The 14418-nt window shown below is 72.3% G+C and carries 8 protein-coding genes; 4 read left to right on the top strand and 4 right to left on the bottom strand.

All coding sequences use genetic code 11. The features are described from left to right. The first annotated feature begins 8 nt into the window (after positions 1-8). Positions 9-2060, top strand: coding sequence for a beta-galactosidase (locus tag GWK25_RS08885; RefSeq protein WP_215449246.1), 2052 nt, complete (start codon positions 9-11; stop codon positions 2058-2060). A gap of 150 nt (positions 2061-2210) precedes the next feature. Next, positions 2211-2936: a hypothetical protein gene (locus tag GWK25_RS08890; protein ID WP_215449247.1), complete on the top strand. Its 726-nt coding sequence runs from the start codon at positions 2211-2213 to the stop codon at positions 2934-2936. A 108-nt stretch (positions 2937-3044) separates the two neighbouring features. Here GWK25_RS08890 and GWK25_RS43280 read toward each other — a convergent pair whose 3' ends face one another. After that, positions 3045-5579, bottom strand: a complete 2535-nt coding sequence (locus tag GWK25_RS43280) for an alpha-galactosidase (protein ID WP_308404191.1) — start codon at positions 5577-5579, stop codon at positions 3045-3047. A gap of 182 nt (positions 5580-5761) precedes the next feature. Between GWK25_RS43280 and GWK25_RS08905 the strand changes: the two genes are divergently transcribed. Both GWK25_RS08905 and GWK25_RS08910 read left to right on the top strand, forming a co-directional pair. After that, positions 5762-6799 (top strand): LacI family DNA-binding transcriptional regulator, encoded by a 1038-nt coding sequence (locus GWK25_RS08905; RefSeq protein ID WP_215449248.1) that lies wholly within the window; start codon positions 5762-5764, stop codon positions 6797-6799. A gap of 240 nt (positions 6800-7039) precedes the next feature. Beyond that, positions 7040-9514 carry a CBM35 domain-containing protein gene (locus GWK25_RS08910; RefSeq protein WP_215449249.1) on the top strand — a complete coding sequence of 825 codons (2475 nt, stop codon included), beginning with the start codon at positions 7040-7042 and terminating at the stop codon, positions 9512-9514. Positions 9515-9577: 63 nt separating this feature from the next. Here GWK25_RS08910 and GWK25_RS08915 read toward each other — a convergent pair whose 3' ends face one another. The 3 genes from GWK25_RS08915 to GWK25_RS08925 form a co-directional block, all read right to left on the bottom strand. Beyond that, positions 9578-10765 (bottom strand): sulfotransferase, encoded by a 1188-nt coding sequence (locus GWK25_RS08915; RefSeq protein ID WP_215449250.1) that lies wholly within the window; start codon positions 10763-10765, stop codon positions 9578-9580. Positions 10766-10914: 149 nt separating this feature from the next. Next, entirely contained in the window at positions 10915-12108 is a 1194-nt protein-coding gene (locus tag GWK25_RS08920; protein WP_308404192.1) for an AI-2E family transporter, read from the bottom strand. A 202-nt stretch (positions 12109-12310) separates the two neighbouring features. Continuing rightward, positions 12311-14362: a TIM-barrel domain-containing protein gene (locus tag GWK25_RS08925; RefSeq protein ID WP_215449251.1), complete on the bottom strand. Its 2052-nt coding sequence runs from the start codon at positions 14360-14362 to the stop codon at positions 12311-12313. Positions 14363-14418 lie beyond the last annotated feature (56 nt).

The following is a 14418-nucleotide window of genomic DNA, read 5'->3' on the forward strand; positions in this document are numbered from 1 at the left end:
CGGGGTCGATGGGACCGACGGGATCGACGCGGCCAACGGGGTCGACGGGACTGAAGGGGCCTGCGGGGCTGACGGCACCGTCCCTGGCGGACGCCACCCGCGGCCGCATCCTCTTCGGGGGCGACTACAACCCCGAGCAGTGGCCCGAGGAGATGTGGCACGAGGACGTACGCCTGATGCGGGAGGCGGGCGTCAACTCCGTCACCCTCGGTGTCTTCTCCTGGGCCAAGCTCGAACCCCGGCCCGGAGCACGGGAGTTCGGCTGGCTCGACCGGTTGATGGACCTGATGCACGCGAGCGGGATCGGCGTCGTCCTCGCCACCCCCACCGCCTCTCCGCCGCCGTGGATGGGGCGCCTGTACCCCGAGACCCTCCCGCGCGACGAGGACGGCCGGATCGAGTGGTGGGGCTCCCGCCAGCACTTCTCCCACTCCAGCGACGCCTACCGGCGTCACGCCGCCGCCATCACCGAGGATCTCGCCGCCCGCTACGCCGACCACCCGGCCCTCACGATGTGGCACATCAACAACGAGTACTGCACCTACGACTGGGGCGACGAGGCGGCGCGCACCTTCCGGGTGTGGCTGCGGCGGAAGTACGGCACGCTCGAAGCGCTGGGCGACGCCTGGGGCACCGCGTTCTGGAGCCAGGGCTACGACGGCTGGCACGAGATCCTCCCGCCGCGCCGGGCCCACTACCTGCGCAACCCCACCCAGGTGCTCGACTTCAAACGCTTCACGAGCGACATGCTCCTGGAGTGCTACGTCATGGAGCGCGACATCGTCCGCCGGCACACCCCCCACCTTCCGGTCACCACCAACTTCATGCCGATGTGGGTGGGGCAGGACGCCTGGCGGTGGGCCGAGGAGGAGGACGTCGTCTCGGTCGACCTCTACCCGGATCCGCGCGACCCGCTCGGCGCGCAGAACGGCGCCCTGGTCCAGGACATGACCCGTTCCCAGGCGGGCGGCGGCCCCTGGATGCTGATGGAGCAGGCGGCGGGGCCCGTCAACTGGCGCGGGGTCAACCACCCCAAACCCCGCGGGCTCAACCGTCTGTGGTCCTTCCAGGCCGTGGCTCGTGGCGCGGACGCCGTCTGCTACTTCCAGTGGCGGCAGTCCCGGCAGGGCGCGGAGAAGTTCCACTCGGGCATGGTCGGCCACGCGGGTGAGCAGGGGCGCGTCTACCAGGAGGTGAAGCAGCTCGGCCGGGAACTCGCGGCCATCGCGAGCGAGGTGACAGGCCGACACATCCAGGCGGACATCGCCGTGCTGTTCGACTGGAATTCCTGGTGGGCCGGTGCCCAGGACGGCCGGTTGTCGTCCGAGGTCGATCTCCCGCAGGTCGTGGGCGCCTGGCACCGCGCGCTCTGGGAGGCCAACCTCACCACGGCCTTCGCCCACCCCGAGCACGATCTCTCCGCGCACCGTCTCGTCGTCGTACCGCAGCTCTACCTGCTCACGGACGCGGCCGTGGACAACCTCCTCGCGTACGTGCGGGGCGGCGGCACCCTCGTCAGCGGCTTCCTGACCGGTGTCGCCGACGAGGACGACCGGGTGCGCCCCGGCGGCATGGACGCCCGGCTGCGCGACCTCTTCGGCATCCGCACCCTGCAGGAGTGGTGGCCGCTCGATCCGGGGGAGGAGGTCGAGTGCGACGGCGCCCGGGGCGTCTTCCGGGGAACGCTGTGGTCCGAGGAGATCGAGCCGGCGGACGTGGACGAGGCCGTTCCCTACAAGGGCGGCGAACTCGACGGTCTCCCGGCGGTGCTGCGGAAGGGACGCGCCTGGTACGTCTCCACGCTGCCCGAACCGGCCGAACTGCGTGCCCTGTTGGGGCGGATCGCCGCCGACGCCGGGGTTCGGCCGGTGCTGGACGGACTGCCCGGCGGGGTCGAGGCGGTGCTCCGCGGCGACCTGCTGTTCGTGCTCAACCACGGCCGCGACGAGGTCACCGTCGACGTGCCCGGTGCCCATCGCGACCTGCTGACGGGGGCGACCGTCACCGGGTCGCTGTCGCTCGGTCGGCACGGCGTGGCGGTGCTGAAGCCGGGACCGTGACCATGCCCATGACTTCCCCGGCTCCGCGGCGGGTCGGCGTCCGCAGTGATCGGCCCGGCCCCGGTGCCGGAGAAGACCGCGTCCTCCCCACGGGGGCGCGGTAGCTCCCCACCCCGCACGTCCCCCCACCCATGGAAGGAACCGACACCCATGGCACTACGCACCCGCACCCGCACCCTGGGCCGGATCGGCAAGGCCCTGCTCGCCCCCGCGCTCGCGCTCGGCGCCACGATCGGCCTCGCCTCCGCCCCCGCCTCGGCCGCCGTCTGGAACTCGTGCGACCAGTGGGGCAACACCAGTCTCAACGGCTACACGCTCTACAACAACATCTGGGGCTCCGGCGCCGGCAGCCAGTGCATCTGGGCCAACTCCGGTACCAACTGGGGAGTCTGGGCCAACCACCCCAACACCGGCGGCATCAAGTCGTACCCCAACTCCAAGAAGGTGATCAACAGGACGATCACCTCGCTCGGCTCGCTCAACAGCAGCTACAACGTGACGGTCCCGTCGTCGGGCGCGTACAACTCGTCGTACGACATCTGGGACACGGACTACGACTACGAGATCATGCTCTGGGTCAACTACAACGGAGCCGTCGGTCCGCTCGGCACCGCGCAGGGCAACGTCACGCTCGGCGGCCACACCTGGAGCGTCTACAAGGGCAGCAACGGGGCCAACGAGGTCTTCTCCTTCCTGCGCACCTCCGACTCGAACTCCGGCACGGTCCAGATCCTCCCCATTCTCAAGTGGATCAAGGACACCAAGGGCTGGATGGGCAACGAGACCATCGGTGACGTCCAGTTCGGCTTCGAGGTCACCTCGTCCTCCGGCGGCCTGAACTTCACCACCAACAACCTGACGGTCAGCAGCAGTTGATCTGCGGACGTCGGCGGCGAACGGGTCGTGACTAGGCCCGCGCACGAGTCCGAGCCGGTGCCGCGCTCCCACGCGGTGCCGGCTCGGATCGTCCCGGGCCCTTGCCCTCTAGGCCCTGGCCCGCTCCTCCTGGGTCAGGCGAATCAGCAGGACGCCGGGGACGCGCGGCACCGAGACCCGGAGTTCGCCGGTGGCGGGGTCCCAGGACACCGCCGAGTCCGCGCGCGCGGCCGAGGGGTGCAGGACCTCGGTGTGCACGGGCCGATCCGAGCCCCTCAAGTGCGCCACCGGGAACCGTACTTCGGGCGCGCCACCCCTCCGCCACACGGACACGTACGCCGGTCCTCGTCCGTCCTCGGCGCGCAGCCCCAGCCCCAGCCACTCGTCCGTCCAGCCCGGCAGGCCGAGCGGCCAGAACGGCACGGCACGCGCCAGGTCCCCGCGAATCGACTTGTACGTGCCCACCGCCTCACGCACAAGACGGAGTTGACGTTCCGTCATGCGGTCCAGGTGTCCCGACAGGTGGATGCGGCCCAGGAGGGCGCCGCCCAGGGTGAACGTGATCAGGTCGTCCTCGTACTCGTGCTGCGGATAGGCCCAGACGGCGCCCTGCTCCGGGGGCACCGCCGTGGGCGCGGCGGCGGCGATCGGGGGACAGCGCAGCGGGTCCTGCTGATCGCTGGTGGACTGGAGCTGGGCCACGGCCAGGGTGGCGCCGTCCATGCGCATCCCGCCGGAGGCGCAGTTCTCGACGACGAGGTGCGGGTAGCGGTCCAGGACGTCGGAGAGCCACTCCAGGTAGGCGTGGGCATGGCCCAGGAGGCCGGCGCCGGGGGAGAGATCGCCGGGGGCGGTCGTGCCGGGGTCGATCACGATGTTGTAGTCGAGCTTGAGGTAGCCCACGCCCCAGTCCCCGACGAGACGGTCCACCGTCCTGTCGAGGTGGGCACGGGCCGCCGGGTGGCGCAGGTCGAGCTGGTGGCGGCCCTGTTCCGTCAGCCGCACGCCGTCGCGCTGGAAGAAGGCCTCCGGCGGCAGCTCCGCCGCGACCGCGCTGCGCACGCCGACGACCTCGGGCTCCAGCCAGAGCCCGGGAACCATGCCGCGCTCCCGGATCCGGCCCAGCACGGCACGGATCCCCCCGTCGACCGGGCCACCCGCTCCTGCCTCGCCGCCGGCCGCCCGGCCCGCTTCGGCCGTGCCGGTGCCGCTCCCTCCGGCTGCGCCGCTCGCCCCCGCCCCGGCACCGGGGCCGCCGCTCGCCCCCGCCCCGCCATGACCACCGGCCTCTGCGGCCGCCCCACCGTCCGTACCCCCCGTCGGAAACCGGCGCGACGACGGCAGCCACTCGCCGACGCCGTCCCACCAGCCGCCGTCCACCGTGTCGTCGTACCAGCCGGAGTCGATGCAGAAGTACTCGGCGCCCGCGTCCGCCGCCGCGTCGATCAGCGGCAGCAGCTTCGCGGTGGTCGGGTCGCCCATCAGCGTGTTCATGTAGTCGTTGAAGATCACGGGAAGCGTGTCGTGGTCGGGATGGGGGCGGCGAACGGCACGGCGGTACGCGGTCAGCGCCGCCAGCGCGTCATCGAGCCCGGAGCCGCGCCCCGCCCCAAGCCCGGAGCCGCGCCCCGCCCCAAGCCCCGAGCCGCGCCCCGCCCCAAGCGCCGAGCCGACCATCGACCCCGGTCCCGACCCGCCTCCCGACCCGAGCGCGAGCGCCGCCGCCACGGTGGTGAACGTCTCGCCCTGCGCGAGCCGCACCCGCCACTGGTGCTCCGCGTCCGTCGGCCCGTTCAGCGCGAGATACGTGCCGTGCGCCCGTTCCCCCAGGTCCCAGCGCCAACCGGCCGCCGACTCCACCTGCCAGACCCAGGCCCGGCCCCTGCCGCGCTCCCGGTTCCCGTCCCCGGCCTCACCCCCGTCCCCACCCCGCTCCGTGAGCGCCCCCATCGCCAGATGCCCGTCGCTGGGCCAACTCCCGCGCCCGGTCAGGGTGAGCGCCGCCCGGCTGTCGTGCTGATGGGCGTCGACGCTGATGTCGGCGACCGTCGCCCGCAGCGGCTCGGCGTACCAACGGCACTCCGCGAGCCAGTCGTTGCGCGCCCGGTGCACATCGAGGTCGTCGGGGGAGGGCAGCCCGCCGAGGAGGAGACTGCTGACGGACTGCACGACGAGGGGCTCGGCACCGTCGTTGCGCAGCCGTACCCGGGAGCGGAGGACGGCGACCCCGGCAGGGGAGGACAACTCGACGAACGCGGTCAACCCGGTCACGGGATCCTGAAGTTCGACGGTCAGCCGCTCCCAGTCGCCGCCGCCATCACCGCCACGGCCACCCCTTCCCCCCTCGGCACGGTGCCCCCGGTACACGAGCCTCGCCCCGAACGCCGTCCCCGTGAACCGCGGCCCCGACCACCCGCTGCCGTGCCCGAACGCCGTCAACTCGACGAGCGGGAGTGCGGTTTCGGGATCCACGGTGTCACCGGAGGGCCCGAGCCGGATCAGCCGCAGGGTCCCGTCGGCAGCCGTCGCGAACACGCTCGCGACGGCCGGGTGCCCCCAGCCGAAGACCGTGCCCGCGCGACCGGGCACGGTCACACCGCCCGTCACGCCACCCGCCCGTGCACCCGCCTGGCCGCCCGTCACACCGTCTTCTGGCTCGCTCTCCGGCCCGCCCCCGCCGAAATCGTTCGCACCCGAGTCCACGTCGATTCCCCTCCCTGGCCGTCCGAACCACCTGCCCGTGTGCCGTCCGCAGCCGGAGGCGCCCGCGTGGAACTCTCGTGCGTTCTCTTGACGCCCTCTGTGTGACCGGTCACAATCCTGGCATGCATGTGACCGGTCACACAAGGCGCCCGGCGAGCATCCGGGACGTCGCGACCGCCGCCGGGGTCTCGTACCAGACGGTCTCGCGGGTGATCAACGACCACCCCAGCGTCAAGCAGTCGACCCGGGAGCGGGTGCAGGCCGCCATCGACGAGCTGGGCTTCCGGCGGAACGTCACCGCGCACGCGCTGGCCAGCGGCCGCAGCCGGGCGGTGACCGTCCTGACCGCGAACACCACGCACTACGGCTACGCCTCGATCCTCCAGGGCATCGAGGAGGCGGCGCGGTCGGCGTCGTACGCGGTCGGCATCGGCGTCCTGGAATCGGCGGACGAGGCCGCAGTCGCCGCCGAGGTGCGTCGCGCGGCGGACGTGGGCGGTGGTCTCATCGTGATCGCCTACGATCCGGCCGGTGTCGCGGCCCTCGGGGCCGTGCCCGCCGAACTGCCGGTCGTGGGCGTGGTGGAGACGCCGGCCGCCCCGCCCGGCGGCGACCGCCCCTGGGTGTGGACCGACGACCGCGAGGCCGCCTGCCAGGCGACCCGCCACCTCCTCTCCCTCGGCCACGAGACCGTGCACTACGTCGCGATCCCCTCCAGCACCCGGCGGACCAGTGCCCGTACCTCCGGCTGGCGGCAGGCGCTCAAGGAGGCCGGGGCGCCCGAACCCCGTCCGGTGCAGGGCAGTTGGGGCCCGGCGGGCGGTCACGCGGCCGGCCGCCGGCTGGCCGGGGACCCGGCGGTCACCGCGATCCTCTGCGGCAACGACGACCTCGCGCTCGGCGTGCTGCGCGCGCTGCACGAGGCCGGGCGGTCGGTGCCGGGGGAGGTCAGCGTCGCCGGGTTCGACGACGCCCCGCACTCCGCCTATCTGACCCCGTCCCTGACGACGGTCCGGCTGGACTTCACCGGCCTTGGGCGGTCCGCGTTCGCCTTGCTGCACGGGGTGGTCGAGGAGTCCGCGCAGATCGCCCCGCACCCCGTCTCCGTCCCGGAACTGGTGGTGCGGGAGAGCGTCGGGCCCCCGCCCGCGAAGCCCTGACCCCCAGCGCCACCCTGTTCGGCCTCTCCAGCCCCGCGCGAAGTCACCCAGTTCTCCGACCACACACTCCGACCGAGCTCTCCGCCCCCCCAGACGTGTCCGGAATCACCAGTGGAGCCGTCAAACGACCGGAGGTCCAGCCGCGTGATCACCCCCACCCGCACGAGAGCCCGCAGTCGGCACCGCAGCAGGTCCCGAACGAGAACCGCCCTGGTCACAGCGCTACTTGGAGTCACCGCCATGGCAGGCAGCACCCTCCCCGACACCGGACCGGCCGCGGCCGCGGTCGCCGATCCGCAGCGCCTCACCGTCGACCTCTCCGCCTCCGAGGGCCCGGTGATGCACGGCGCCAACGGCGCGCTGTACGGGCTCAGCGACGACGGGGTGCCCAGTGACGCGGTCCTCGCGCCGCTGAAGATCACCAGCATCTCGCAGAAGCCGGAGGGCGGCGCCCAGCACCCCAACGGTGACGCGCTCACCGTCTCCAGGTCGTTCTTCCGCAACGGCGGCGGCGAGATCAACGTGATGATGCAGGACATCTACGCCAAGTGGCCGTACGAGGACCTCGGCATCGACGACTACCTCCCCAAGGTCGACAGGATCGTCGAGCAGGTCTCGGCCGACCCGAACAGCGACCGCTTCGTCTACATCCCGTTCAACGAGCCCGACCAGATCTGGTACAAGCTCGACGTCGCCGACCAGGCCCAGTACGAGGTCAACCGCGACCGGTTCTTCCGGGACTGGAAGACGGTCTACGAACGCATCCGCGCGATCGACCCCGACGCGCGCATCGCCGGCCCGAACGAGGCCGGCTACCACACCCGCCTGCTGCGGGACTTCCTCGCCTTCGCCAAGCGCGAGAACGTCCTGCCGCAGGTGATGACCTGGCACGAACTGGGTTCGGGATCACTCCGCGACTTCCAGGGGCACTACGACGACTACCGCGCACTGGAGCGGGCGGCGGGCGTGGCCCCCCTGAAGATCAACATCGACGAGTACGCCAACCGCCGCGACCTCTCCGTCCCGGGCCAACTCGTCCAGTGGGTCTCGATGTTCGAGCGCAACAAGGTGTACGCCAACCAGGCCTACTGGGACGCGGCCGGCAACCTGGACGGCAACGTCGTCCGCTCCAACATCCCCAACGGCGGCTGGTGGTTCTTCCGCTGGTACGCCGGTCTGACCGGGAACACCGTCAAGGTCACCCCGCCGCGCGCGAACACCGTCGACACCCTCCAGGGCCTCGCCTCCCTCGACACCTCCCGCCGTCAGGCCCAGGTCCTGCTCGGCGGCTCCGCCGGCGACGCGGACGTCGTGGTCCAGAAGGTCCCCCGGTCCCTCTTCGGGCGCACGGTCACCGCGACCGTCGCCGAGGCCGCCTGGTCCGGCTACGAGGGACAGCACGCCGCCCCGCGCGTCCTGTCCCGCACGAAGGCGCGGATCGCGGACGACGGCACGGTCACCGTGCCGCTGCGCGGCCTGCACAAGATGTCGGCCTACCGCGTCGTCCTCACCCCGGGCGGCTCCGGCACCCCGACCACGCCCGCCGTCCCCTGGAGCGCCTCCTACGAGGCCGAGGACGCCGCGATCACCGACGGCAAGGTCTACACCCAGGGCACGGTGAGCAACGCCAACGGCTACGCCGCCTCCGGCACCAAGGACGTCGGCTCCCTCGACCAGCCCACCAGCAAGGTCGACTTCACCGTGTCCGTCCCCGAGAACGGCACGTACGACCTGGCGATCCTCTACGGCAACCAGTCCGGGACCCCGGCCACCCAGAAGCTGACCGTCGACGGCGGCGAACCGGTCACGGTCACCTACCCCTCCACCGAGAACTGGACCTACCGCGCCAAGAAGGACCTCACCGTCCGGCTCACGGCGGGCACCCACCGACTGACCCTCGCCAAGGGCGACACCGAGGTCACCCTCGACCGGATCGACCTCACCGCCCGCACCGGCGAGCCCGCCGCCTCCTACGAGGCCACCCTCGCCGACGTCAGCGGGAAGCCGTCGTACGACTACTCCTCCTCGGCCGGCGTCGGCACCGGCGCGCTCGTGCTGCGCTCCGGCGACAAGGCGGTCTTCGACGTGTACGCCCCGCGCGACGGCTACTACCGGGTGGTGCCCCGGGCGTCGGCGCCGGTGCGGCTCGCCCTGCACGGGCAGGCGGTGGCGGCGGTGCCCGACCGGCCGCTGCGGCTCTACCTGGTCGCGGGCAACAACCGGATCACCGCGACCGCCAAGCACTCGGCCGTGCGCTCCGTCGACGTCACGGGCGCCGGCTCGACCACCGGGACCCTGGCGTACGAGGCCGCCACCGCCACACTCACCGGCGGGGCCCGACTCGTGGACTCCCCCCACGCCTCGGGCGGTTCGTACATCGGCCGGCTCGGCAACGGCGCGGACTCCACCGCCCAGTTCACGGTGGACGCCCCCACCGCCGGCCGGTACGTCCTGGTCGTCCACTACGCCCACAACGACCGCCGCGACAACGGCCACGCCTACAACACCGACATCATGTCCCGCACGGCGGACATCACGGTCGGGGACGGTGAACCGCGCACGGTCACCTTCAAGAACACCTGGAGCTGGGACGACTACTGGACCGTGGGCGTCCCGGTCGACCTGAGGAAGGGAGCCAACAAGGTGACCTTCGGCAACGCGGGCGCCTGGGCGCCGAACATCGACCGGATCGAGGTGGGCCGGGTCGTCGGCTAGTCACCACGGGACGAGCGGGCCCCCGGCCGACGGCGACCGCCGGCGGCCGGGAGCCTTCGTGCGTCAGGCGCGGTCGACCTCGGCCCGCAGCGCCTCGTACTCCGTGAACTCGGCCTCGACGCCCTCGCGGGTCAGCCCGTAGCGGGCCAGGTCGTAGCGGTGGGGGCGGGCGCCCTTGAGGCCGGTGGCGACCTGGGGCAGCCGGGCGGCGTCCGCGTCGGTCCAGCGGGCGCCGACGGCGTCGTACAGCTTCGGCACCCCCGTGGCCGGATCGGAGCCGAGCCATGCGTACGGCACGTCCACCACGGCCTCGCGGGGGAGGCCGGCGCGGGCGGCGAGACCCCGCCGTACCGAGCGGCTCAGCAGGTCCAGCCAGGTCGCGCCGAGGTGGTGGGGGTCGACCGTGCGGCGGGAGAGGGTCATGCCCACCTCGACCAGACTGCAGAACGAGGCGACGGCGGTCACCGGATCTCGGTGCGTCCACACGAGCGTGGCGTCCGGGAACACGGCGAACAGGGCGTCGAGGTTGCCGGTGTGGAAGGGCGACTTCAGGATCCAGCGACGGCGCGGGCGGCCGTACTGGAGCACCTGGAAGACCTGCTTGAGGTGCCGGTAGTCGGGGACGAAGTCCCGCTCGAACTGCCAGGCGTGGTAGCGCGGCAGATGCGCCTGGGACAGCGGCACCAGGGCGTGCGGCAGAAGGAACGTGTCCTCCTCGGGGCCCTCGGCGGTCATGGGGTGGATCTCGCGGAAGCGCGGGGCGAGCCGATGGGTGCCGTCGAGCATCCGGCGCGCCGAGGTGATCGCCTTCCGCCGCTGCTCGGGCGACGGTTCGAGGCCGGGGGCGAGCAACTCCCACAACCGCGGGGACCGGTGGTCGTCCGAGAGGGAGAGAACGCCGTGGGCGAGCGTGGTGGCCGTGCGCGGCAGACCCACCACGAACACCGGCCGCTCGACCGGCTCCTCCTCGACGGCCGGGTTCTCGGCGATCAGCCGCCGGACACGGGCCCGGTTGGTGAGATGCCGGCGCACATGGGCCTGCGCCGACTGCCAGCCGACCGGGGACAGGCCCGGGTCGTCCGCCCAGTCGCGCAGCAGTGACCGGAAGCCGTCGAGGTACTCCTCCTCGCCGTCGGTCCATCCGGCCCCGTCGAGGATCCGCGCGAAGACCCGGTCGGGGTCGCGACGGGAACGGAGCGTGGGTCGGAGCAGGAGGTTGACCAGGGTGAGGGCCGACGGGGTGGAGGGCACGGGCGTGTCCTTTCCGGGAGAGCGACGGACGGCACGCGTCGCGTCGGACCGGCTGGGGACCCCAGCATAAACGGGGAGTGGTCCCCGGAACGTGTCACCGTGCGTCCGCCGACGGTCCCGGGCACCGCACGGGCCCCGGAACCGTCACGTCATGTCCGCCCCGCCGGGACGCTCACCCCCTGGTCCTGCCCCTGTCCGTCCCCGTACCGCGCCCGCAGCTCCGACAGCACCCCGCTGGCCGCCGCGACGAGCGGCACCGCCAGGAGCATGCCGAGGATGCCGGCGATGGAGGCCCCCGCCGTCAGGGCCAGCAGGATCGCCGCCGGGTGCATCTGCACGGTCCGGCTGTGGATCATCGGCTGGAGCACGTTCCCCTCGATCAGCTGCACCGCGAAGACCACCCCGACCGCCCACAGCGCCGTCACCAGGCCCCGGTCCGCGAACGCGACCAGGATCGCCACCGCCCCGGACAGGAACGCGCCGAGGTACGGGATGTACGCGCCGACGAACACCAGCGCGCCGAGCCCCACCGCGCCCGGCACCTGGAGGATCAGCAGGCCGATGGCGATCAGGGCACCGTCGATGAAGGCGATGAGTGTCGTCCCCCGCATATAGCCCTCGATCGCCCGGAACGCGCGCCGGGCCATCACCTCCAGCGTGTCACCGGAGCCGCGCGGCGCGAGCGAGTGCAGGGACGCGACCGCCTTGTCGGAGTCCCGCAGGAAGAAGAACATCAGCAGCATCGCCAGGACCGCGCTGGCCACGAACTCGCTGACGGCGCTGACCCCGGTGAGCACCCCGGAGGCGGCGGTCCCGCCGAACTTCGACAGCAGCTCCTTGGCGTTCTTGGCGAGGTCGTCCAACGACGTCCCCGCCAGCCCGAATTCGTCGCTGAGCGACTTCGCCGCGTCCCTGAGCGACGAGATGATCTGGTCACCGGTGTCGATCAGCGCGGCGACCACGATGTACCCGGCCCCGCCCATCACCACCAGCACGGCCGCACAGGTCAGCCCGGCGGCGAGGGACCTGTTGAACCGCATCGCCACCAGCCGCCGGTACAGCGGGCCGAGCAGCGCGGTACCGAGCAGTGCGATCAGCAGCGGCGTGACCGCCGTCTGGAACGTCACACAGATCCACACGCCCACGCACACGACACCCGTCACCAGCAGGGTGAGCGCGCTCCATGCGGCGACGTGCCGCGCGGGCCCCGGCAGGAACCCACGGGGCGCGACCGGTTCCGAGGGCGCCGCGACCGCCGCCGGCACCTCCACGTACCCGCCGGGCCCGGCGTACCCGCCGGTGGTGCGTATCGTCGTACGCGTCCGATGAACCGGTCTGCGCACCGGCCCGCCACCCCTACGACCAGGCCGTCCCCCGCGCAGGGCGCGGGAGTCTCCCGTACGGCTGTTCACTGTCATCTCCACTCACTCGGGGGTCGCGCACACCCCCTGAGGATCATGGGATGGCCGTGGCGCCATAGCGTAGACCCGGCCGGCGAACGGCCCTTGAGCCGGGAGACCCCCTCCACCTCACCGGGTTGCGGGCCTACTCGGCGATCGGCAGGGACACCCCGTCCCGCAGGAACACCGGGATCCGTTCCAGCGGCGCGTCGACGGTCACGGTCGCACCGCCCTCGTACGTCGCCCCGGTCCACGCGTCGGTCCACCGCGCCCCCGCCGGAAGGTACGTCGTCCAGACCGTCGCCCCCGCCTCCAGCACCGGCGCCACCAGCACATCCCGCCCGAACAGATACGCGTCGTCCACGGACCAGGCCCGCTCGTCCTCGGGGAACTCCAGGAACAGCGGCCGCATCACCGGCAGCCCCTCCTCGTGGGCCTCCCGCATCACCCGCAGCACATACGGCTTCAACCGTTCCCGCAGCCGCAGATACGCCTCCAGGATCGCCCCGGCCTCCTCCCCGTACGACCACACCTCGTTGGGCCCGCCGGTCATGTCCGGCCCCAACGGCATCCCGGGCTCCCGGAACCCGTGCAGCCGCATCAACGGCGAGAACGCCCCGAACTGGAACCAGCGGACCATCACCTCGCGGTACGCCGGATCGTCGGGGTCGCCCCCGTGGAAGCCGCCGATGTCCGTGTTCCACCACGGGATGCCCGACAACGCTGTGTTGAGCCCCGCCGCGATCTGCCGCCGCAGGGTGGGGAAGTCCGTGCCGATGTCACCGGACCACAGCGCGGCCCCCCACCGCTGACTGCCCGCCCACGCCGACCGGTTGAGGGAGACGATCTCCTCCCGGCCGGCCGCCCGCAGCCCCTCGTAGAAGGTCCGCGCGCTCTCGGCCGGATAGATGTTGCCGACCTCCAGACCGGGCCCCGCCCAGTAGCGCAGGTTCTCCTGGAAGCCCGGCTTGAGCTCCGGCTCGCAGGCGTCCAGCCAGAACGCGTCGATGCCGTACCGGTCCAGGTAGTTCTCCTTCACCCGCGACCACACGAACTCACGGGCCTCGGGGTTCGTCGCGTCGTAGAAGGCCACCTGGACCGTCGACGCGACCTCCTTGTCCGGCCAGTCGGCGTGCGCCATCGGGCCGTACTGCGTCCCGATGAAGTACCCGCGCTGCTCCATCACAGAGTGGTTCTCGCTCAGCGGCGACACCGACGGCCACACGGACACGACCAGCTTGATGCCCAGCTCGTCCAGCTCCCGCACCATGGCCGCCGGATCGGGCCACTCGGCCGGGTCGAACTTCCACTCGCCCAGATGCGTCCAGTGGAAGAAGTCGCACACGATGACGTCGATGGGCAGCCCCCGCCGCCTGTACTCCCGTGCCACCGCGAGGAGTTCGTCCTGCGTGCGGTAGCGCAGCTTGCACTGCCAGAACCCGGCCGCCCACTCCGGCAGCATCGGCGTACGGCCCGTCGCCGCGCTGTAGCGGCGCTGCGCGTCGGCCGGATCGCCCGCGGTGATCCAGTAGTCGATCTGCCGCGCCGAGTCGGCGACCCAGCGGGTGCCGTTTCCCGCCAGCTCGACGCGGCCGATCGCCGGGTTGTTCCACAGCAGGGTGTACCCCCGGCTGGAGGTGAGCACCGGGATGCCGACCTCCGCGTTGCGCTGCACCAGGTCCAGCACCAGACCCTTCTGGTCGAGCCGCCCGTGCTGGTGCTGCCCGAGGCCGTACAGCTTCTCGTCGTCGTACGCGGCGAACCGCTGCTCCAGGCGGTGGTACCCGTTGCCGACGGCCGTGTAGAGGCGCGGGCCGGGCCACCAGAAGTGGGCGCGGGCCTCCGACAGCAGCTCGCTCCCGTCGGCCGTGCGGCTGTAGCGGACCAGGCCCTCCGCGTCCACCTCGACGGTGAGCGCGCCGACGGTCAACCGCCCGAGCCCGTCCTCGATCTTGACGCTGCTCTCGGTGGACTCGGCCTCGTCGAGCAGGGCGCCCGGCAGCCCGTCGAGCACCGGGCCGCCGAGGCGGGCCCGGACCCGGACCGCGTCCGGGCCCCAGGGCTCGATCCGCAGGGTCTCCTGACGTCCGCTCCACTCCAGGGCACCGTCCCGCTCACGGAACGTGCCGACGGTGGGGGAGGACTGGGCGAGGCTGACCGCACCCGTCGGGGTCTGGTTATCGGCAGGCTGATTCACGTGAGGTCTCCTGGGAGGGAGGAGTGAAGGAAGGAATCGAAGCGGGCGGTGCCTTG

This window comes from Streptomyces sp. ATCC 21386 (assembly GCF_018728545.1).
Classification (GTDB): domain Bacteria; phylum Actinomycetota; class Actinomycetes; order Streptomycetales; family Streptomycetaceae; genus Streptomyces.